Annotated in this window: 16 protein-coding genes; 5 read left to right on the top strand and 11 right to left on the bottom strand. The window is 66.8% G+C overall.

Annotated elements, in window-relative coordinates; translation table 11 throughout:
* Nucleotides 1-105 precede the first annotated feature (105 nt).
* The 4 genes from ACK4HJ_RS07335 to ACK4HJ_RS07320 all read right to left on the bottom strand — a co-directional run bounded on the left by ACK4HJ_RS07335 (nucleotide 106) and on the right by ACK4HJ_RS07320 (nucleotide 4,927).
* Nucleotides 106-492 (bottom strand): hypothetical protein, encoded by a 387-nt coding sequence (locus tag ACK4HJ_RS07335; protein WP_409829350.1) that lies wholly within the window; start codon nucleotides 490-492, stop codon nucleotides 106-108.
* A gap of 600 nt (nucleotides 493-1,092) precedes the next feature.
* Nucleotides 1,093-2,349, bottom strand: a complete 1,257-nt coding sequence (locus ACK4HJ_RS07330) for a phospholipase A (protein WP_409829720.1) — start codon at nucleotides 2,347-2,349, stop codon at nucleotides 1,093-1,095.
* Nucleotides 2,340-2,852 carry a hypothetical protein gene (locus tag ACK4HJ_RS07325; protein WP_409829347.1) on the bottom strand — a complete coding sequence of 171 codons (513 nt, stop codon included), beginning with the start codon at nucleotides 2,850-2,852 and terminating at the stop codon, nucleotides 2,340-2,342. The genes ACK4HJ_RS07330 and ACK4HJ_RS07325 overlap by 10 nt, the downstream gene beginning before the upstream one ends.
* Complete coding sequence (locus tag ACK4HJ_RS07320; protein ID WP_409829345.1) at nucleotides 2,849-4,927, bottom strand: ATP-dependent helicase; 2,079 nt, start codon at nucleotides 4,925-4,927, stop codon at nucleotides 2,849-2,851. Before ACK4HJ_RS07320 ends, ACK4HJ_RS07325 begins: the two co-directional genes overlap by 4 nt.
* 378 nt (nucleotides 4,928-5,305) lie before the next feature.
* Between ACK4HJ_RS07320 and ACK4HJ_RS07315 the strand changes: the two genes are divergently transcribed.
* Both ACK4HJ_RS07315 and ACK4HJ_RS07310 read left to right on the top strand, forming a co-directional pair.
* Entirely contained in the window at nucleotides 5,306-6,493 is a 1,188-nt protein-coding gene (locus ACK4HJ_RS07315) for an ABC transporter substrate-binding protein (protein WP_409829717.1), read from the top strand.
* 122 nt (nucleotides 6,494-6,615) lie between these two features.
* Entirely contained in the window at nucleotides 6,616-7,569 is a 954-nt protein-coding gene (locus ACK4HJ_RS07310) for an AEC family transporter (RefSeq protein WP_409829342.1), read from the top strand.
* Between the two features lie 19 nt (nucleotides 7,570-7,588).
* Here ACK4HJ_RS07310 and ACK4HJ_RS07305 read toward each other — a convergent pair whose 3' ends face one another.
* Nucleotides 7,589-7,873 carry a cupin domain-containing protein gene (locus ACK4HJ_RS07305; RefSeq protein ID WP_409829340.1) on the bottom strand — a complete coding sequence of 95 codons (285 nt, stop codon included), beginning with the start codon at nucleotides 7,871-7,873 and terminating at the stop codon, nucleotides 7,589-7,591.
* 311 nt (nucleotides 7,874-8,184) lie between these two features.
* Here ACK4HJ_RS07305 and ACK4HJ_RS07300 point away from each other — a divergent pair, with 311 nt between their 5' ends.
* A complete protein-coding gene (locus ACK4HJ_RS07300) occupies nucleotides 8,185-10,143 on the top strand; it encodes a gamma-glutamyltransferase family protein (protein WP_409829337.1) in 1,959 nt (652 codons plus the stop codon).
* Between the two features lie 125 nt (nucleotides 10,144-10,268).
* Here ACK4HJ_RS07300 and ACK4HJ_RS07295 read toward each other — a convergent pair whose 3' ends face one another.
* The 6 genes from ACK4HJ_RS07295 to ACK4HJ_RS07270 form a co-directional block, all read right to left on the bottom strand.
* Nucleotides 10,269-11,153 (bottom strand): nucleotidyl transferase AbiEii/AbiGii toxin family protein, encoded by an 885-nt coding sequence (locus ACK4HJ_RS07295; protein WP_409829335.1) that lies wholly within the window; start codon nucleotides 11,151-11,153, stop codon nucleotides 10,269-10,271.
* Nucleotides 11,134-12,171 carry a type IV toxin-antitoxin system AbiEi family antitoxin gene (locus tag ACK4HJ_RS07290; protein WP_409829332.1) on the bottom strand — a complete coding sequence of 346 codons (1,038 nt, stop codon included), beginning with the start codon at nucleotides 12,169-12,171 and terminating at the stop codon, nucleotides 11,134-11,136. The genes ACK4HJ_RS07295 and ACK4HJ_RS07290 overlap by 20 nt, the downstream gene beginning before the upstream one ends.
* 111 nt (nucleotides 12,172-12,282) lie before the next feature.
* Nucleotides 12,283-14,418 (bottom strand): primosomal protein N', encoded by a 2,136-nt coding sequence (gene priA / locus ACK4HJ_RS07285; protein ID WP_409829714.1) that lies wholly within the window; start codon nucleotides 14,416-14,418, stop codon nucleotides 12,283-12,285.
* A gap of 688 nt (nucleotides 14,419-15,106) precedes the next feature.
* Nucleotides 15,107-16,219, bottom strand: a complete 1,113-nt coding sequence (gene hemE / locus ACK4HJ_RS07280) for a uroporphyrinogen decarboxylase (protein ID WP_409829331.1) — start codon at nucleotides 16,217-16,219, stop codon at nucleotides 15,107-15,109.
* Nucleotides 16,220-16,319: 100 nt separating this feature from the next.
* On the bottom strand, nucleotides 16,320-17,900 hold the full coding sequence (locus ACK4HJ_RS07275; RefSeq protein WP_409829328.1) for an MFS transporter: 1,581 nt from the start codon (nucleotides 17,898-17,900) through the stop codon (nucleotides 16,320-16,322).
* A gap of 128 nt (nucleotides 17,901-18,028) precedes the next feature.
* Nucleotides 18,029-18,589 carry a MarR family winged helix-turn-helix transcriptional regulator gene (locus ACK4HJ_RS07270; protein ID WP_409829325.1) on the bottom strand — a complete coding sequence of 187 codons (561 nt, stop codon included), beginning with the start codon at nucleotides 18,587-18,589 and terminating at the stop codon, nucleotides 18,029-18,031.
* A 154-nt stretch (nucleotides 18,590-18,743) separates the two neighbouring features.
* On the opposite strand from ACK4HJ_RS07270, the gene ACK4HJ_RS07265 reads away from it, so the two are divergent.
* Both ACK4HJ_RS07265 and ACK4HJ_RS07260 read left to right on the top strand, forming a co-directional pair.
* On the top strand, nucleotides 18,744-19,664 hold the full coding sequence (locus ACK4HJ_RS07265) for a Bug family tripartite tricarboxylate transporter substrate binding protein (RefSeq protein WP_409829711.1): 921 nt from the start codon (nucleotides 18,744-18,746) through the stop codon (nucleotides 19,662-19,664).
* On the top strand, nucleotides 19,661-20,989 hold the full coding sequence (locus tag ACK4HJ_RS07260; protein ID WP_409829322.1) for a sulfatase: 1,329 nt from the start codon (nucleotides 19,661-19,663) through the stop codon (nucleotides 20,987-20,989). Before ACK4HJ_RS07265 ends, ACK4HJ_RS07260 begins: the two co-directional genes overlap by 4 nt.
* Nucleotides 20,990-21,062: the final 73 nt, after the last annotated feature.

Raw genomic sequence — 21,062 nt, 5'->3', positions numbered from 1 at the left:
TTCTGCGGGCGAGCCCAGGCACCGCCGCAAGAGGAAAGGGCCGCTGAGTGCGGCCCTTTCGATTTGACGGAATGTGGGCGACGGATGTGCCCTCGGGCGCGACGATCACGCCGCCTGGCGGAACGGCTCTGCCGGGCGCTGCAGCTTGCCGTGTGGCAGCGTGGCCAGGCGCGAGAACATGCGGCGCACATAGCCGCGCACCCACAGGCACTTGTTGAGTTCGTCCACCGGCAGCGGGCCCGACACCACCACGATGTCATTGGCTGCCGCCTGCGCACCGGCCGCGCGCAGGCGCCGGCGGGTGTTGTTGGCCCAGGACTGGATGCGCGTGGGGCTGCCATGCTGGTGCACCTCGCCCGTATGTACGTCAAACGCAATGGCCACCGTGTCGGTCTTGAGCTTGAACCGCCGCTCACCCGTCACGGCGCTGGGCGCCTCGCGCATGTCATACAGGTAATAGCTTCCGGCCTTGAGCTGGTATTGCATGTCCATGGGTGTCTTCCTCTCTGTGGGCATTTTGGAGGGTGCACCCTATGGGCAATGGCAGGTAAAACGGCAGGAAAACCGCTCTTATCCACCGCGTGTTTTCCCCGGCCAGGCCGGTGTGAGTGCGCGTGCCATTGTGGCGGCGCGTCGGCGCCATTCCGCAAAACTTTAGGATGATCTCGTAACGAGTTGTGAGCGAGCGGACGGCCTGCTCTCGAAACTCGCTTTGCTCGCGCTCTTCGAAACTGACGCAGCTCAGGCCAGGGTAGCCTAGCAACGGCCGCCCCGCAGCGAGGGCTGCGTCCCCCCGCATTCACATCGCACAGCGATGTGAATGCGGGGGCTGAGGGCCGCGGCTCCGAGCCCGCCGGCGCAGGCTTGGACGGCCCGAAGAGCTGCCGCCTCTGGAGGCAAGCACCGCGGCCCGCAGGGCCTCCACCAGGCTCACGCTTCGCTCGCGCTCTTGGAAACTGACGCGGCCAAGGCCAGGGCAGCTCAGCAAGGGCCGCCCCGCAGCGAGGGCTGCGTCCCCCTGCCCACATCGCACAGCGATGTGAGTGCGGGGGGAAGGCCCGCAGGGCCTCAGGGGGGTGTTCTTTATCTTCTCTAGAAATCCACCAGGCTGAGCCCCACGCTGAACACCGTGCGCTTGCGGTTGTAGTCGATCATGCTGTCGCCATAGCCGCTGAACAGCGCGGTGTGCAGGCGCAGATTGCTCTTGCCGCCAAAGATGCCCGTGCCCAGGCTCTGAAGCCATTCCACACGCACCGAGCCGCGGTCGCTGCGGGCCAGCGAATGGCGCAGTGTGGCGCCCAGCGTGTTGTTCTGGTCGTAGTTCCAGAAGGCGGACAGCTCGCCGCGGCCGATGTAGTCGCTGATGCCCGGGTTGTCGTCGCTGCCCGAGCTTTCGGGGATGCGCTTCCAGATGCGCGCGTTCACGCTGAAGCGGTTGCCCAGTTCCATGCCCGTCATCAGGTACACGCGGTTCCAGCTGCGCGACAGGGGTTTGCTCTGGCCGTTGGACTGGTGCACCAAGCCCACGCCGCTGTAGCGCCACTTCCAGCCAAACGGCAGCTCGGCCGTGGTCGGGTAGACGTACATCACCTCAGGCTCGTGGTCGGTGGCACGGAAGGGGCGCGAAATCTCGGGCGTGAACAGCTGCCAGTACGACTGCTGTGTGTAGCCAAACCACACCGAATCCTTGAGCGTGGGGTGGCCCTGCGTCAGCAGGCCCTGAGCCACCTTGGTGCGCACGGACAGCTGGATGCGGTTTTCAGCGCGGCGGTAGGGCGTGGATTCCGTAGCCGAATTGCCTTCAGCGTCCGACGTCGGCTGGCGGTTGACGTTGCTCGCGCCCACCACCGACACCGTAATGGGCCGGTAGCCGCGGAAGCTGAACGTGCCGCAGTCGCTACCGGATTCCAGCTCCCAGAAGCGCGAGAGGTCGCTGTATTGTGTGTCGCGGCAGCCGTCCACGCGGGCCACGTCGATGACGCGGGTGGCGGGCAGCGTGGTATCCACGGGCGGGGGTACAGCAGCCTCGGTAGATTGCGCGGACGCGCCGGGTGCCTGCCATGCCTGCCGTGCCGTCTGTTCGGAGGCCCACTGGTCAAAACATGCCAGGCGGGCCTGGTTGTCTGTGGTCATGGCGGTGCATCGGCGCAGGGCGCTGTCGGCTCCGGCACCCGACCCCGCGCCAGCCGAGGCCGCCGTAGCGCCCGTACCCGCAGGCACCTGCGTGGGCACCACGGGGGTGGACGGCTGGGCCAGCGCGCCGCTGGCAGATGCCGCCAGGGCCGCTGCCAGCACCCAGCCGGCGGGGGCACGCGAGGGGGCGGCGGGCGCCGTTGTGTTCACTGCCAGCCGGCCTGCTTGCGCAGCACAAAGGGCGCCGAGGGGGCTGTGGGGGTGGGGTGTGCGTTGTTCCATGTTCCGCGTATTTCCTTGCCGCAGCTGCCATCCACCACCCGGCCGATCCAGGTGGCGCTGATGTTGGTGCCGTTGTTCGATTCTTCCAGGGTCAGGTCGCCGTCATCCACGTCCCCGCTGACCTGTGCCGTCGCGCCGCCCCGCTGCACGCTGCCTCGCACGCTCTGTGCCAGCTCCGGATGGGGGCCCAATTGCAGTAGCGCGGTGGTAGCGGGCGCACTTCCCGTAGCGGCCAGTTCGGCCCGCCAGCGGCCTTGCAGATGGCGGTGGTCCGTCTCGGCTGCCGCGGGGCAGGCGGCGGTGGATTTTGGGTCTTTTTGGGGTTGAGCGCTTGTAGGACAAGCGCTGGCAGCTATGAAAACAAAAGCGCACATTGACACCCACGCTGGGGTGTTGCTGCGGATGCGCAGGGGATGGGGCGCGATCGTAATGGTCATGGCGCGGGCTGGGGGTTGGCGGCGGCCTGCGCCTTGCGGGCTGCGAACTCGGCGCGCAATGCTTTGAGCTTCTCGCGCGGGTCTTCGCGGGCGGTGGTCTTGTCCAGGCCCATCTCGGCGATGAAGCGGCTGGGCTGGGCCGCCACCATCTCACGGCCCTTCTTGCGGCGCTTGGTCCAGCTCACGGCCAGCGTGCGCTGGGCGCGGGTGATGCCCACGTACATCAGGCGGCGCTCTTCCTGCAGGCGCTGCAGCACATCGTCAGTCACCTTCTGCTGGCGGCCTTCGTCGTCGTCGAGCTTGAAGGGCAGCATGCCTTCGGTCACGCCCACCAGCACCACATGGGGCCACTCCAGCCCCTTGCTGGCGTGCAGGGTGGAGAGCACGACCATGTCCTGCTCCTGTTCGCGCTCGCTGATGGTGGAGAGCAGGGCAATGGTCTGCGACACCTCCAGCAGGCTCTTGGTCTCCTTGGCCACCACGGCGCCTGCGGTGTCGTCAATCTGCCCGCCCGCGCGCTGGGCCATCCAGTCGCAGAACTCCATCACGTTGCTCCAGCGGGCGGCGGCCACCTTCTCGCTGTCTTCGTTGTCGTACAGGTGTTGTTCGTAGCCGATTTCTTTCAGCCAGTCGTTCAGGAAGGTGCGCGCCTCCTCAGCGCCGTGCACGCGGCGGGCGCTGTACTCCAGGTAATTGATGTAGCGGCCAAACTCATGCAGGCCGTCCATGGCGCGCTTGGGCACGGCGGCCGGCAGCATGCCGTTGAACAGCGCACCGAACATGCTCTGCTTGTGCTGCGTGGCAAACGCGCCCAGCGCCGCGAGCGTGGTGTGGCCAATGCCGCGCTTGGGCGTGGTGATGGCGCGCAAAAATGCCGGGTCATCGTCGTTGTTGATCCACAGCCGGAACCAGGCGCACAGGTCCTTGATTTCCGCCCGGTCAAAAAAACTGGTGCCGCCTGAGACCTTGTACGGAATGTTGGCCTTGCGCAGCGCCTTCTCGAACGGCTTGGCCTGGTGGTTGGCGCGGTACAGGATGGCAAAGCTCTTCCAGTCCGGCGGCGGGTTGCTGGCGGCGCGCAGGCTCTGGATGCGGGCCACGGCACGCTCGGCTTCGTGTTCTTCGTTGTCGGCATCGACCACGCGCACGGGTTCGCCCTCGCCCAGTTCGCTGAACAGCGTCTTGGGGAACAGCTTGGGGTTGGGCCCGATCACGTTGTTGGCCGCGCGCAGGATGGCGCTGGTGGAGCGGTAGTTCTGCTCCAGCTTGATGACCTTGAGGTGGGGGTAGTCCACCGGCAGTTTCTTGAGGTTGTCCAGCGTGGCGCCACGCCAGCCGTAGATGGACTGGTCATCGTCGCCCACGGCCGTGAAGTGGCCGCGCTCGCCCACCAGCAGCTTGAGCAGCTCGTACTGCGTGGCGTTGGTGTCCTGGTACTCGTCCACCAGCACATGGCCCAGCGCGGCCTGCCACTTGGCGCGCACTTCCGGGAAGTCCCGCAGCAGGCGCAGCGGCATGCCGATCAGGTCGTCAAAGTCCACGCTCTGGTAGGCCGCCAGGCGCTCTTCGTAGCGGGCCATCAGCGTGGCGATGATGCGTTCGTTGTCATCCGCCGCCTGGGCCAGGGCCTGCTCGGAGGTCAGACCCATGTTCTTCCACTTGCTGATCACCCACTGCCACTGGCGCGCCGTGGCCATGTCGGTGGTGCCACCCGAGGCTTCCTTCAGGATGCCCGTCACGTCGTCGGCATCCAGGATGCTGAACTGCGGCTTGAGGCCCAGCACATGGCCGTCTTCGCGCACCATGCGAACGCCCAGTGCGTGGAAGGTGCAGATCAGCACGTCCTTGGCCCGTTTGCCGATCAGGTGCCCGGCGCGCTCGCGCATTTCAGACGCCGCCTTGTTCGTGAAGGTGATGGCCGCGATGCGCTTGGGGTCCATGCCTTTTTCGATCATGTGGGCGATCTTCATGGTGATCACCCGCGTCTTGCCCGAGCCCGCGCCGGCCAGCACCAGGCAGGCGCCATCGGTGTAGTGAACAGCCTGGAGCTGGGCGAGATTGAGACCGGCAGACATGGAAGCGAGAGAGTGAGGAAGAGAGAGGGGAGAGCGCGCAGGAGGGAGGCTGGCGGGTGCATGAAGGGGGGACCGCCGCCGAAGCGCGCAATGATACCGGCGCGCCCCCCCGCTGCCTCCGCCTGGCCTGACCACCCAGCGGGCTGACACGGCCCTGACAGGTTCGCGCCCGGCGCCGCCCGGTGCGGGAAACCCCGCTAGGGAAGCGCCCAGGCCCACCTCAATACTCGCGTTACACCGGCTTACAAACCCCACGCTGCGGGCCCGCCCGGCCTGTGGTCGATGTATGGAGACCTCCCCATGGAACATCCGCATTCCCTCGTTGACCTCCCGCTACTACACGGCCGCGCGCTGGTCTCTGCCCGCAAGGCGCTGGCCATGGCCGGAGCGGCCCTGCTGTGGGCTGCCGCGGTCGCCCTGCCAGCGCAGGCGCAGCTGGGCAGCACCACGCCCGTGCGCATTGGCGTGGTGGGGCCATTTACCGGCCCCTCGGCCGACTTTGGCGTGCCCATGCTCAACGGCATCCAGCTCGCGGTGGACGAAATCAACGCCGTGGGCGGCTATCTGGGCCGCCCGCTGGAGCTGGTGGTGAAGGACGACAAGGCCAACCCCGACGAGGGCCGCAAGGTGAGCCAGGAGCTGCTGGGCGAGAAAGTGGTCGCGGCCATCGGCTTTTGCAACACCGGCGTGGCGATGAAGGCCATCGACCTGTTCCAGGACGCGAAGACGCCACTCATCGTGCCCTGCTCGTCGGGCACGGCCGTCACGTCCAAGTACCCGGCGGCAGAAAGCTTCATCTTTCGCGTGCAGGCGCGCGATGCGCTGCAGGCGCCTTTCATGGTGGACGACATCCTGAAGCGCGGCTGGGACAAGGTGGCGATCTTTGCCGACACCACGGGCTACGGCGAAGGCGGCTTCAACGACGTGGTGGCCGCGCTGGCCGCCAAGAACCTTAAGCCCGTGCACGTGGCCCGCTTTGATCTGGGCGTGAAGGACCTCACCGCCGAGCTCACGGCCGCCCGCAACGCAGGCGCCAATGTGGTGTACAGCTACACCGTCGGGCCTGAGAACGCCGTCATCGCCAACGGCAAGAAGGCCCTGGGCTGGAAGGTGCCCCAGGTGGGCGCCTGGCCGCTGTCGTTCCCCAATTTCATCGAAGGCGCCAAGGACGCGGCCGAGGGCGCGCTGATGGTACAGACCTTCATTGCCGAGCCCAGCAACGAGCGGCGCGCGTCCTTTCTCTCCAGCTACACGCGCAAGTACCAGCGCAAGGTGGCCGTGCCCATGGCGGCGGCCAATGCGTACGACGCGACCTATCTGCTGATGTACTCGTTCCTCGGCATCCGCGACGGTAACCTCAACGGCCGGGCCATCAAGGAATCGTTGGAAGGCAAGATGAAGACCTACTACGGTGTGGTCTCCACGTACGAAAAGCCGTTCAGCCTGCAAGACAAGGACGCCATCACGCGCAACATGCTGGTCATCGGTCAAGTGAAGAACGGCGCCATCACCTTTGCCTACCCCGAGGACGCCAAGCGCAACCTCATCATCCAGCGCAAGCAGTAGCCGCAGCGTCCGGCCCGCCGTTCTGCCGCCTCGCCGTCCGCGACGGCGCCCGCCTGACTTTGTGCTGACCGCTGGTTGCACCCGCGGCCGGTTGCGCGGTGTGCTGCACAGACAATAGCCCCGTGCTTTCCGTCCTCCTCATCACCTTTCCCTTCTTTGCGCTGGTGCTCTGCGGCTATCTGGCCGCACGGCGCGGCGTGCTGCCGCAGCCGGCCATCCCGGGCCTCAACGCCTTTGTGCTGTATTTCGCACTGCCTTGCATGCTGTACCGCTTTGGCGCCAGCACGCCCATCGGCCAGCTGCTGGACCCGGCCGTGGCCGGCGTGTACGGGCTGTGCGCGCTCATCATGGTGGGCGGCACCGTGGCGTTCACGCGCAACGCGCGCATTGGCTGGAACGACGCGGCCTTTGGCGCCCTGGTGGCCGCCTTCCCCAATACCGGCTTCATGGGCGTGCCGCTGCTGGTGGCGCTACTGGGCGCCCAAAGCGCGGGCCCGGCCATCGTCACCATCGTGGTGGACATGGTGCTCACCAGCTCGCTGTGCATTGCGCTGTCGCGCCTGGACGGAGCTGGCACGCACGGCGTGGGCGTGGCGCTTAAGAACGCCTTCAAGGGCATGGCGACCAACCCCATGCCTTGGGCGATCGCACTGGGTGCCGTGGCCTCGGCGCTGCAGTTCCAACTGCCCGGCCCGGTGGACAAGACGGTGGCCATGCTGGCCGATGCGGCATCGCCCGTGGCGCTGTTCACCATCGGCGCGGTGCTGGCACGTTCGCAGATGAACCAGCACGAGCAGGTGCCCGCACGCGACTATGTGCCGGTGGCGCTGGCCAAGCTGCTGGTGCACCCGCTGCTGGTATGGGGGGTGGGCCTAGCGGCCATTGCGCTGGGAGTGCCGCTGTCGCCGTTTGCACTCACGGTGCTGGTGCTGCTGGCGGCGCTGCCCAGCGCCAGCAACGTTTCGCTGTTGGCCGAAAAATTCGGCGCCAACAACGGCCGCGTGGCGCGCATCATCCTGGTGTCCACGGCGCTCGCGTTTCTCAGCTTCTCCGCCGCCGTCGCGCTGCTGGCCTGAGAGGCAAACCCGGACTGGGTCAGGCTGCGGGAGTCGGCGTCTTGCGTCCCACCAGGTACTGCACGCCAAACAGGCCATAGAACTCCGAGTGCGGTTCGCCCGCTGCCAGGTGAAAGACGTCGCCCACTTCATACACGCGCTCTAACGTGGGCGTGGCGATGCGGATGTCGCCCGAGAGGACCAGCGCCTTGGCTTCAAACGGATGCGTGTGGTCGCCCAGCATGCCGCCCGCTTCGCGCGTCACCGTGACGGCAGGCTCGAAGCCTTCGCGGGCCAGTTCCAGGGCAAATTGTTCGGGGGTCATGTGGCATCTCCTGCGGTCAGCGCGTGAGTGTAGGGGCAGGGCGTAATGCAGAGGGGATGGTCAGCTACTTTATTGATAGCTGTAAGCGCTTACCCATAAAGCGCTAGAGGCGGATTTTGTTCATATTCTCCGCCGGTGGCGTGAACTCCGCTGCGGCAGGGCGCTGCGGGCAGCGTTGCCTTTGTGTGATGACAGCCGTGTGAAAACGGCATGGCAAACCCCTGGTCACGGCATGCTTGTTGCGCCGACGATGGGCGGCGGCCTGCGGGCTGCCCATGACAGCACACACCAACCAACAACAGGAGTATTGAATGCGCACAACAAGCCCGCTCTGGGTGCTGACGCCCCTGGCCTTCGCTCTGGCCCTTTCCGGCTGCGGCAGCGGTTCGGACAACGACCTTGCCGTGGACAACAACGCTCAGAGCTGCTCGGTGGTCTCCAGTACCGGGGCACCCGTAGTGGTGGGCTCCGGCGTGTCGGGCGATCCGGCCGCACCCGAGGCCGCCTCCGGCTACCGCCTGGGCTACAAGGCCAAGCAGTCCAGCAAGTACATGGTGGTGGCCAACACGCCCCTGGCCACCAAGGCCGGCTGCGATGTGCTCAAGGCCGGCGGCACGGCGGTGGACGCCGCGGTGGCCGTGCAGGCCGTGCTGGGCCTGGTCGAGCCGCAGTCCAGCACGCTGGCCGGCAGCGCCTTCATGATGTATTACGACGCCAAGACCCAGAAGGTCGTCGCGTACGACGGCCGCGAAACCGCTCCCGCCGCCGCCACCGGCTACTACCTGGTGCGCCAGGACCAGGGAGATGCGTCGTCCCCCGCGCCCGTGCCCAACGCGCGGCGCAGCGGGCGCTCCATCGGCGTGCCGGGTGTCATGCGCATGCTGGACATGGCGCACAAGGAGCACGGCAAGCTGGGCTGGGACAAGCTGTTTGGCGAAGGCATCCAGCTGGCCACCAACGGCTACCGGATCCCGGGCCGCATGGGCGATGCCATCCGCAGCAACGCCGCCAGCCTGGCGCTGGACGCCAATGCCATGGCCGCCTTCTTCAACGCCGACGGCTCCCCCAAGGCCACCGGCACGCTGACCACCAACCTGCCTTATGCGCAGACCCTGCGCGCGCTGGCCAGCGGCGGCGCGGACGCCATGTACAGCGGCCCCCTGGCCGAAGCCATCGTGGCCAAGGCCGCGCAGTCGGTGGGCGACGATGCGGCCAAGACGCCCATCACCCCCAGCCTGATGACGGTGAACGACCTCAAAAACTACCAGGCCAAGAAGCGCGAGCCCGTGTGCACCACCTACCGCGCGGCCTACTACGTGTGCACCATGTCGCCCCCGTCGTCGGGCGGCATCGCCATTGCGCAGTCGCTGGGCATTCTGGAGAACTTCGACCTCTCCAAGCATGGCCCCACCAACCCCGCCAACGAAGGCGGCGTGCCCAGCGTGATGGGCGTGCACCTGGTGTCCGAAGCCGAGCGCCTGGCCTACGCCGACCGCGACAAGTACGTGGCCGACACCGACTTCATCCCGCTGCCCGGCAAGGGCGTGTCCACCATGCTGGGCAAGGCCTACCTCAAGCAGCGCGCGGCGCTGATCCAGCCTGATGGCAGGTCCATGGGCGTGGCGCCGGCCGGCGCTTTGGGCGATGTGCCGCTGGGCGTGGACAAGACCATCGAATACGGCACCACGCACTTCTCCATCGTCGATGCGTACGGCAATGTGGTCTCCATGACCTCCACCGTGGAGTCCAGCATGGGCTCGTACCACATGGTGGGCGGCTTCCTGCTGACCAACCAGCTCACCGACTTCTCGGCCCAGCCCGCCGACAGCGCTGGCGTGCCCATTGCCAACCGCGTGGCGCCCGGCAAGCGCCCCCGCAGCACCATGGCGCCCACGCTGGTGTTCAAGGGCACGCAGCCTGGCGACTTCCTGATGGCCACGGGCTCGCCCGGCGGCGGCACCATCATTCAGTACGTGCTCAAGACCGTCGTCGGTGCCGTGGACTGGGGCCTGGATGCGCAGCAAGCCACTTCGCTGGTGAACTTTGGCGCCACCAACAGCGCCACCACCAACGTGGACGGCGCCAACACGTCGCTCGACCTCACCGGCCTCATCGCCGGCCTGCAGGCCAAGGGCCACACGGTGAACAGCGGCGCGCAGTCGAGCGGCGTGTCCACCATCCTGCGGGTCAACCGCAACGGCCAGACCAAGCTGGAAGGTGGCGTGGACCCGCGCCGTGAAGGCATCGTGCTGGGGGATGGGGCGCTGTAGTCTGCGTTCCGCATCTCTGTTCATGCGCCGCGGCAGCGGCGCGAGCTATGGGGTGGGAGGGCTGTGCACAGGCGCAGCCCTTTTTGATGGTGCTGTCGGACCGCGTTCTGGTGGTTGAGGGCCGTTCAGGCTCCGGGACGGGTAGATAGCGCGAGTCCGTCTGCAAACGCATCCACAAGGCGCACAGGGTTCATGCCTCGCGCATCGAAGGCACCGCCGATCTGCAGCGCTCTTTGCAGTTGGTCATCAAGCCGTTGTCTTAAGCGGCCGGTTTTGACGAGGATGGATTCCACCGCGTGGGCGGTCGGTTCTTGCATCGATGCGGCTGCATCCTTGCCCAGCAACATCGCGCCCGCCAGGTCCGGGTCGAAATCGCAGTTTTGAAGAAGGACGGTCTCCGTGTCGTACAGCCGGTCCAGGTTTCCGGCCTCTGCGTAGCGGAGGGCGATCAACAGGAAGTCGGTTGCGTCCTTGGATGTTTCCAGGTGCCGGTCACGCCATGCGATGAGCTTGAGGATTGCCAGCGAGGGCAGCGATGCCACACGCACTTTCAAGCTGCGGTTCAGGTCAATGGACATGGCCGTGTGGTGCGCTTCGACAAAGCCGGCCACATTCATCACCACGGCGTGTTCTGGCGGCCAAGTGATGGTGGCTTCATGGGTTTGCACGGCGCCAAAGGGGAGTAGATCCAGTGGGATGCCATGCACCGTACCCGATGGGCGGTACAGCAGGCGATGGGCGACACCTGGCTGAAGCTCGAAAGCGCCTTCTTCGACGAGTCGGGCCTTGAGGGCACTGAAGGCGGTCCAGTTGTTCACGTGCAGGCCCAAGTCCACATCGCGCGTAGCACGGCCTGTGCGCTGCCCGTGAACATGCCATAGCACCAGATCCCGCGCCAATGCGCCGCCGACGAAGAAATCGATGCCCAGGCTGTGCGCCGCCTCGCTCGCCCGTTGCAGGATTGCGAGCAGCAGCGGATCGACGGGGCGGTCAGGGGCTGTCTGGAGCATCGTTGCCCACGTCTAGGTATTGGGTGCGGATGCGTTGTGCGGTGTCGATGTTGCGAGGGTCGGTGGTGGCCATCAGGTCGGCGTATACAAGCAGGGGGTGCACAGTCTCGCTGCCCGTGGCGGCATCCTCCGCAAGGGGCCAGAAGGTGTCGAGCAATTTCACAGCGCCGTCGGGGTCGGGGCGGAGCCTGTGTTTCAGGATCAGAGGCTCGGGCGCTGCAGTGTAGATGGTGATCTGCTCCGGCTCCAGGTATCCGGTGAGGTGGTGCGCGGCTACTTCACCGCCCCATGCTGCGTTGAGGGGCTGCAGGTTTAGACCTTTCCACCAGTTCGGGGCCGGGGCTGTAAATCGCCGGGCCTGCAACTGGGGCCGCAGTGTGACCGGGAAGTGGGTGGCCCATTCCTCCTGCAGGGCGGCAGTGGCCAGAATGCGGCGGGGCTCCCTGGGTGCGAGATGGCCGCGCGCTTGCAGGTCTGCGAGCACGTCGCCCACACTGCCCAGTGCCACGCCCGCAGCGGCTGCGATCTCCCGGTAGGGCGCCGCAACCAGGCCGGGGCGCGTCAGCAGGGCGAAGACAATGCGCAACCCCGCTGGCGTCAGTGATTTGAAGCGCCCTGCGGGCCGCGCGGCAACGGTGCGTGCGCGGCCGGTGACATACACGAAGCACCCCGGCACGTTGAGGTATGCGTTGCCTGCTGCGTCAATGAAGTTCAGGCCCAGACTGCGGCACTGCCGCGCGGCCTCTGCGGTGACAAAGGGGGCCACAAGCAAAGGCGGCTCTGCCCAGTGGCGTGCGCGGGCATGAAGGGCGCCCAGGGCGGTAAATCTGTCGATCACCTTGATCTCTGCAGCGAACCGCACCGGATGGCCTTGTGGGGGAGCGATATCTATCCAGGCGTCTGGGGGGGTGCCGCCCGGTGCGCTCTCCCTCTCACGTTGCGCTACGTTCGTGGCAAGCAGGCCGGTTTCAGCCCTCAGCGCGGAAATCGCCTGGGTCAACGTAGCGTTGTTGTTCATTTGGCAATTCCTGTTCACTTTGGGTGAACGCTGAGAATAGTTGAACGTTTAGATTTGTTCAAATAGTTTGTTTGTTCGCGCGACGTGAACGGCAATAAATTTTGAACAAAGTCAGATCACCAGCGGGTCCACATCCACCAGCCAACGCACCAGCCCCTTGTGCTCGGGCTGGCTGCGCGTGGCCTGCAGCACAGGTTGCCAGGCGGCCAGAAAGCGCTGCAGGGTGGCACGGCTGCCACTTTCCATCAGCATCTGGGCGCGTTCGACATTGGCCACGCGCTGGATGGTGAGGGGCACGGGTGGAAAGAGGATCAGGGTGCCGTCGTCCAGCCCCGGCAGGGCGGCGGCGTGCGCCGCTGCGGTGGCGGCGGTGAGGAAGCCCTGGGCCACCTCTTGCGTGCGCGCGTCGGCCCGCACCAGGGCCTGGTAGGCAAAGGGGGGCATGGTGGCCTCGGCGCGCTCGGCCAGCTGCTGGGCGGCAAAGGCTTCGTAGTCGTGTTTGCGAAGCGCTTCGTACACGGCGTGCTGGGGGTGATAGGTCTGCACCCACATCTCGCTTTGCGTGCCCTGCGCCGCCACGTAGGCTGCGTCGCGCCCAGCACGGCCGGCGGCCTGCATCAGCAGGGCGAACAGGCGCTCTGGCGCTCGGAAGTCGCTGCTGAAAAGCGCGCCATCGGGCTGCACTGCGGCCACCAGGGTGATACGGCGGAAGTCATGGCCCTTGGCGATCATCTGCGTGCCCACCAGCACGTCCACCTCGCCCGAATGCACCTGGGCCAGCTGCGCCTCGAGCGCGCCCTTGGCCTTGGTGGTGTCGGCGTCGATGCGGGTTACGCGGGCGGCCTGGCCGTCGGGCCGGACCACGTTGCGCAGCAGGGCGGCCAATTGCTCCTCCAGCTGCTCGGTGCCCCGGCCCATGGGGTGGATGTCGGCGCTGCCGCAGCTGGGGCAGTGGCGGGGCACCCGCACCGTATAGCCGCAGTGGTGGCAGCGCAGAGTGCGGTCGGTCTTGTGGAACACCTGGTGCGCGCTGCAGTGCGGGCAGTCGCTTTTCCAGCCGCAGTCCACGCAGTGCAGCACGGGCGCATACCCGCGGCGGTTGAGCAGCACCATGCTTTGCTCGCCGCGCGCCACGCGTTCGGTAATGGCCTGCAGCAGTGGCGCGCTGAACACGGTGCGGCGGGGCTGCTGGTTCATGTCCACCCGGCGCACGCGCGCCAGGGCGCCCACGCCAATGCCTGAACCTATGCGACTTGGCATGTGCAGGCGCAGGTAGCGGCCGCCCTCGGGGTCTTCGGCGGTGGGCGGGCGGCTGGCATGCCAGCTTTCCAGCGATGGGGTGGCCGAGCCCAGGATGACCTTGGCCCCCTGCTCGCGCCCGCGCCAGATGGCCAGGTCGCGGGCCGAATAGCGGGCACCCTCCTGCTGCTTGTAGCTGGGGTCGTGCTCTTCATCCACCACGATGAGTTTGAGCCCCGGCAGGCTGGCAAACACCGCCATGCGGGTGCCCAGCACGATGCGGGCTGCGCCGCTGTGCGCGGCCAGCCAGCTTTTGAGGCGCTGGGGATTGGTCATGCCGCTGTGCAGCGAGACCACGGCCTGGCTGCCAAAGCGCGGCGCGAAGCGGGTGGTGAAGCGTTCTTCGAGCTGGGGGGTGAGGTTGATCTCGGGCACCATCACCAGCGCTTGGGCGGCGGGGTCGGACTCCAGCGCCTCCTGCACGCAGCGCAGGTACACCTCGGTCTTGCCGCTGCCGGTGCTGCCGAACAGCAGGAAGGGGCCGGGTTGAGAGGAAATTTGGGCTCTAGCGCTTTCCTGCTCTGCGCTGAGCGCTATTGTTTGAATAGCATCAACGCAGTCCTCTGCTGCAGGGGTGGGGCGGCGCAGGCGGCGGGCCAGCTGTTCGGGCCGCAGGTCGCGCAGCTGCGGCGGCAGGGCGGCCAGCGCCACCTCGCCCAGCGCGCGCTGGTAGTAGCGCGCGGCAAACGCTACCAGGCGGCGCCAGGGGCGGTCCAGCGGAGCGATACCGTCGAGCACACCGGCGATTGGCCGCAGGCTGGCCCCCTCCGGAAGCTCGCCCGTGCCCTCGTCCGCATCCCACACCACGCCCAGCACCTCGCGCGCGCCCAGCGGCACACGCACCGGGGTGCCTGGGGGCAAGGGGTCGTTGCTGGTGTAGCTCAGCAGGTCGCCCACGCCACTGTGCGAGGGCGTGTGCAGGGCGACGGGGACGATGAAAGGGGGCATAGGCACAGACTATGTGGGTTGTTTCGGTGTTAGACGATGCAGTGAAGGTGGTGTGGAGGTTTGAGTGCTAAGTACTTGATTTGTAGCGCTATGCCAAGCTGTCCCGGCTTTCTGTGGATAACTTTGTTGACATCCTGCCGCAATGCCCGCCGAACCCGCATGAACCTTGGCTTGCAACACTTTGCCCGCAAAAACGGCACACCCCAAAAATCGTTATGAATCAATGATCTGAGGATTTTTTGCTGTAATTTTTGTGCTAGGCCGGAAGCGTCGGCTCATGTTGCGCCGCATCAAGTTTTGTGTGCATAAGTCGAACACGGCGGGCGCGTCAAGGGGGTGCGGAGCCCCAAATCTGTGCTAGCGCCTGAAGCTGCATGTTCAGCGATTTCTCTGGTGTAGCCTGCAAGTGCTTGATTTGCTTCGGGAAATGGCAGAAATCCAGAATTTCTGTGGATAACTTTGTTGATATCCCCTGTGTTTGGCGCGCAAGCCCTTGAAAATCCGTGTTTTGGCTGGATTGCCTGTCAAAAAAGCAGGGGTAAAAATCTTATAAAAATCAATCACTTAGCGTTGCGGAAAAGTTTTTGAAGAAACTACTTCAGCAACGGCCTTGCGCCGGCTTCATGCTCCAGTTTTGTGCATAAGTCATGGCTCAGCACGGGCCGATAGCGTTGGCCAGCGGTCGCAGTCAGCGCTGGCGCTGCGCGCGCGAGTACCCGTGCACCGCTTCCACTAGCGCTGCCACGTGTTCGGGCGGGGTGAACTGGCTGATGCCATGGCCCAGGTTGAAGATGTGCGTGGGGCCGGTGGTGCTGCGGTCGGTGTGGGGTGTGCCAAAGCTGTCGAGCACATGGCGCACCTGTTGTTCGATCTGCGCGGGCGGCGCAAACAGCACGTTGGGGTCGATGTTGCCCTGCAGCGCCTTGCCGGGGCCGCCGACCTGGCCGCCGACGATGGCGCGCGCCTTGCCCAGGTTGGCCGTCCAGTCCAGGCCCAGCGCTTCGCAGTCGAGGTCCTTCATGTCAGGCAGCCAGATGCCGCCGCCTTTGGTGAAGACGATGCGCGGCACATCGGTGCCGTCAGCGCCAGTGCGCTTCAATTGCGCCAGCACGCGCTTGGTGTACGCCAGGCTGAATTCCTGGAAGGCGCCATCGGCCAGCACGCCGCCCCAGCTGTCAAACACCATCACGGCCTGGGCTCCTGCGTCGATCTGGGCGTTCAGGTAGGCGGCCACGCTGTCGGCGTTGATAGCCAGGATGCGGTGCATCAGGTCGGGGCGCGCGTACATCAGGCTCTTGACCAGGCGGTAGTCGTCCGACCCCTTGCCCTCGACCATGTAGCAGGCCAGCGTCCAGGGGCTGCCCGAGAAGCCGATCAACGGAACACGCCCATTGAGCGCCTTGCGGATGCTGGTGACGGCGTCAAACACGTAGCGCAGCTTGTCCATGTCGGGCACGGCCAGTGCATTCACCGCAGCTTCGTCGCGCACGACCTTGGCAAAGCGCGGGCCCTCGCCCTCGGCGAACGACAGGCCCAGGCCCATGGCGTCAGGCACGGTGAGGATGTCGCTGAACAGGATGGCCGCATCGAGCGGAAAACGCTCCAGCGGCTGCAAGGTCACTTCGGTGGCGAAGTCCACGTTCGTGGCGAGGCCCATGAAGCTGCCCGCCCGGGCGCGCGTGGCCTTGTATTCCGGCAGATAGCGTCCCGCCTGGCGCATAAGCCACAGGGGCGTGTAGTCGGTGGCTTGGCGGCGGCAGGCGCGCAGGAAGGTGTCGTTGGCAAGGGGGGCGAAGGTCATCGTGCGATTGTCGCAGGCCGACCGCCGCTGTCGGTGCCCGATGCGGCGGCGGAACTTGACGCGCGTCAAGCCGAAACCACGGTAGCGGGGCTCAGTGCTCCTACCGTTCCGCGATGTAATGCGACATGCGGACCACCTCCCCCGGCGCCAGAAACGCCCGCACTTCAGTCTCCAGCGCTTGGTCGGCCATGGTGGCGCGGGCGCGTTGGTGCAGGTAGTCGGCCCAGGACTCCACGATGAAGCGCTCCACATAGTGCGAGGGGTCGCCCAGGTCCTTGTACACGCGCCAGAAGGTGGCTCCGTCTCGCCGGCGCGGGGCCTTCATGCGGCTGATGGTGTCGAGGAAGGCGGCATCGGTGCCGGGCGCGATGCGGTAGCCCACTTCCACCGCAACAGGGCCGGCCTCGGGCAAGGGCTCGGCCTCGATGAATAGCTCGTCCCACGGCGTGGCCTGGGTCACCTCATGCAGGCCGCCCATGCGCAGCGGCATGGGGCGCGCCAGCAGCAGCCCGGCCACCATCAGCGCTGCAGCGGCACACAGGGTGGGCGCCAAGCCCACGATGTCCGACGCTGCCCCCCAGAACGCCGAGCCCATGGCAAACGCTCCCAGCGCCGCCACCATGTGCATGGCCACGGCGCGCGAGCGCACCCACTGCGGCGCGCTTGCCTGGGTCGCCGTGTTGAAGGTGGACATGGCCGACATCCAAGCCGCACCCGCAAACAGCATGGCGATGTAGACCACCCAGGCGATCTGGGTGAGCGCCGCCACCAGCATGGCAATGCCAAACACGACGCCGCCCACGCCCACGATGGCTTCCATGCCAAAACGCGCGCGCAGCCGCCCCAGCACCAGGCCCACGCCCACAGCGCCCGTGCCCAGGCAGCCCATCAGCAGCCCAAAGCCCGGTGCGCCCGTGCCCAGGCGCTGGGCAATCACCGGCAGCAGCGCCCACAGGGCCGAGCCCGCCGCGCTGAAAGCCATCACGCGCACCAGTTGCGCCAGGATCATGCGGGAGTGCCAGGCAAAACGCAGCCCGCTCAGGGTGCCGCCCCACAGGCGTTCGGCGGGCAGCTTGGAAGGCGGGTGCGCCTTGGGCGGCCAGCGGCGGATGGACTCCCACATCACCAGCGTGGTGGTGACGGTTATGGCAAACACCCAGCCCGCCCCGAGCTGCGCAAACACCAGGCCGGCCAGCGTGGGGCCCACGGCGCGGGCCGCGTTGTAGGCAATGCTCACGGCGGTGATGGCCTGGGGCCATTCGTCGCGCGGCACGGGGTCGATGACCGAGGAGTTCCACGCGGGCGTCAGCACCGCCGTGCAGCAGCCGCACACAAACACCAGCAGCAGCACGGCGCCGGGCCCGCCCCAGCCGCCCAGCACCAGCAGGGTGAGCAATGCGCACGCCGCCACTTGCGCCAGCAGCGCGCCAGAGATCAGCCGCCGCCGGTCAGTGGTGTCGGCCAGCACGCCCGCAGGCAGGGCGAGCAGAAACATGGGCATGAAGACGGCCGTCTGCACCAGCGCCGCCAGAAAGGACGACCCCGTCAACTCCACCATCAGCCAGGCCGCCGCCATGCTCTGCATGCCGCTGCCCACAAAGAAGATTCCGCCACAGATCCACAGGCCGCGGAATGCGGGTTGGCGCAGGGGGCTCCACAGAGAGGTTGAGGGCTGGGACATGGGCGACGTGGCTACAGGTTTCGGGGTGCGCTGTGAAGGGGATGGAGCGGAGGGTTGGCGCAGGGCGGCTGCAGGCCAGGTGTGTGGGGAGGATATCGCCGGATGTCCGCGCCGGGGCAACGTGCGGACTAAGCCCCTGCATCCATGTGCCGCCCACCGCGCAAGCGGTAGGTGCGCGGCACGTCGGTGCGGGTTGTGACCAGCGCCTCGGCGCGCCGCTGCATGTCGGCCAGCGCCTGGTCCAGTGTGCGCACGGCCTCGGCATCCAGGCCTGCGAGCAAGTCCTGGTTGAGCGCTTTCACCTGCGGGAACAAATCCCCATGCAACGCCTGGCCGGCAGATGTGAGGCTCAGCACTGCTTGGCGCCGGTCGCCGGGCATGGCATCGCGCGTGATGAGCTTCTTGGCCAGCAGCGAGGTGATGGCGCGCGAGGTGCGGGCCCGGTCCAGTCCCAGGCGCTGGGCCAGCTCGGCCGGGGGCATGCCGGGGTGGTGCGACAGCATCAGCAGCAGCCCCCACTCGCGGCGGGTGATGCCGTAGCCGCCTTCACACAGCCGCACTACGAGACTGCCCGCCACCGCCAACAGGCGGTTGAGGCGGTACATCAGCAGGTCGTTGGCGGCCTGCGGGTGGGTCAGCCGCTCGCCGGGCGCGGCGGGCGGGTTGGGGGCCGGTGCTGGCGCGGGCATCAGGGTATTTCCGGGCAATGATTGATTAGATCAATTGATTGTGTGGCCAATACATTGCGGCCATCAACCCGGGCAGCCCCGCGGCCGGGTCCCTCTGTCCACCCAGGAGAAACCGATCATGTGGAAATCCTTTGCCACGTCTGTCCTGACCGCCATGCTGGCCCTGTGCGCCACCCTGGCCCAGGCGCAGGACACCCCGCTGCGCATCGTGGTGGGCTACGCCCCCGGCGGCGCAACCGACCGCGTGGCCCGTATCGTGGCCGACAAGCTGGGCGCCAAGCTTGGCACGCCCGTGATCGTGGAGAACAAGACCGGCGCGGGCGGCCGCCTGTCGGCCCAGGCTGTCAAAGCCGCGCCCGCCAACCAGCCCACATTGCTGCTGGCCAACCCCGCCGTGATGCTGGTGGCGCCGCTGGTGTTCCCCGATGCGGGCTATGACCCCGAGCGCGACTTTCGCCCTGTGAGCCACGTCAACAGCTACGAATTTGGCGTGGCCGTGGCCAGTGCCGTGCCGGTCAAGGAGCTGCCGCACCTGATGGCCTGGCTCAAGGCCAACCCGGACAAGGCCAACTTCGGCGTACCTGCCACCGGCAGCCTGCCGCACTTTTTTGGCCTGATGGTGGGCGACGCCGCCAAGGTGCGCGCCGAGGTGGTGGGCTACCGGGGCTCGGCCCCCCTGCTCAACGACCTGCTGGGCGGCCAGGTGCCTGTGGCGTTCGATACGTTTGACACCCTGCTGCCCCAGCACGAAGCCGGCAAGATCCGCATCCTGGCCGTGTCGAGCGCCAAGCGCAGCGCGCTGGCGCCCCAGATTCCCACCTTCAAGGAAGCTGGCATGGACCTGGCCGCCACTGGCTGGAACACCTTCTTTGCGCCCATGAGCATGCCCAAGGCGCAGGCCGAGCGTCTGGCCAGCCTGATCCATGAGGTGATGAAGGACCCCGACACCCAGCGCAAGTTCGCAACCGCCAAGATGGAGCCCGTGGTGGCGACCATGGCGCAGACCGAAGCCATGCTCAAGGCCTACCGCGCGCAATGGGCACCCGTCGTACAGCGCTCGGGCTTCAAGCCATGACCACCCGCCCCAACATCATCTTCATCGTTGCCGACGACCTCGGCTATGCCGACCTGGGCTGCTATGGCGGCCGCGAAGCGGCCTTTGGCCCAGTGTCGCCGGTGCTCGACCAGCTGGCGGCCAACGGCCTCAAGCTCACGCAGGGCTATTCCAATTCGCCCGTCTGCTCGCCCACACGTTTCGCGCTGATGACGGCGCGCTACCAGTACCGCCTGCGCGGCGCGGCCGAGGAGCCCATCAACAGCAAGAGCCGGGGCAGCACCACGCTGGGCCTGCCGCCCGAGCACCCCACGCTGCCGTCGCTACTGCGCGCATCGGGTTACCGCACGGCACTGATGGGCAAGTGGCACCTGGGCTACCCGCCCGCGTTCGGGCCGCTGCGCTCGGGTTACGAAGAGTTCTTTGGACCCATGTCGGGCGGGGTGGACTACTTCACCCACTGCAGTTCCAACGGCGCGCACGACCTGTACCTGGGCGAGGAAGAACAGCAGCAGGACGGCTACCTGACTGACCTCATCACCGACCACGCGCTCGACTATGTGCAGCGCATGGCGCCGGGCGCACAGGCCGGCACGCCGTTCTTCCTGAGCCTGCACTACACCGCGCCCCACTGGCCCTGGGAGACCCGCGACGACGAGGCGCTGGCGCAGGAAGTCAAGGGCAACCTGTTCCACCTGCACGGCGGCAACATCGAGACCTACCGCCGCATGATCCACCACATGGACGAGGGCATCGGCCGCATCATGGCGCTGCTGGAGGCAAAGGGCCTGGCGCGCGATACGCTGGTGGTGTTCACCAGCGACAACGGTGGCGAGCGCTTCTCGGACAACTGGCCGCTGGTGGGCGGCAAGATGGACCTGACCGAAGGCGGCATCCGCGTGCCCTGGATCGCCCACTGGCCTGCGGTGATTGCGCCGGGCGGCGTGAGCGCGCAGACCTGCATGACCATGGACTGGTCCACCACCATGCTCGACGCAGCAGGCGCCGCCGCGCATGCGGACTACCCGCTGGACGGCCGATCGCTGATGCCGCTGCTGCGCGATGCCAGCCTGCACGACGAGCCCCCGCTGTTCTGGCGCATGAACCACCGGGGCCAGCGTGCCATGCGCCAGGGCGTGTGGAAGTACCTGCGGGTGGATGGCAACGATTACCTGTTCAACCTGGCCGACGACGAACGTGAGCGCGCCAACCGCGCGCCCCTGGAGCCCGAACGCCTGCAGGCCATGCGCGCCGCGTGGGAGGCGTGGAATGCGTCCATGCCCGCCATCCCCGACGATGCGACCGTGAGCCTGGGTTATTCAGTCAAGGACATGCCCGGCCGCTAAAACGGTAGCCGGATCAAGCCGTGCCGGGCCAGATACCGGTTGTCCGACGGAATTTTGAGTGATTTTGGCCTCT

The organism is Acidovorax sp. (assembly GCF_046294525.1).
Classification (GTDB): Bacteria; Pseudomonadota; Gammaproteobacteria; order Burkholderiales; family Burkholderiaceae_C; genus Acidovorax.
This window is presented reverse-complemented; position numbering and strand designations above follow the sequence as displayed.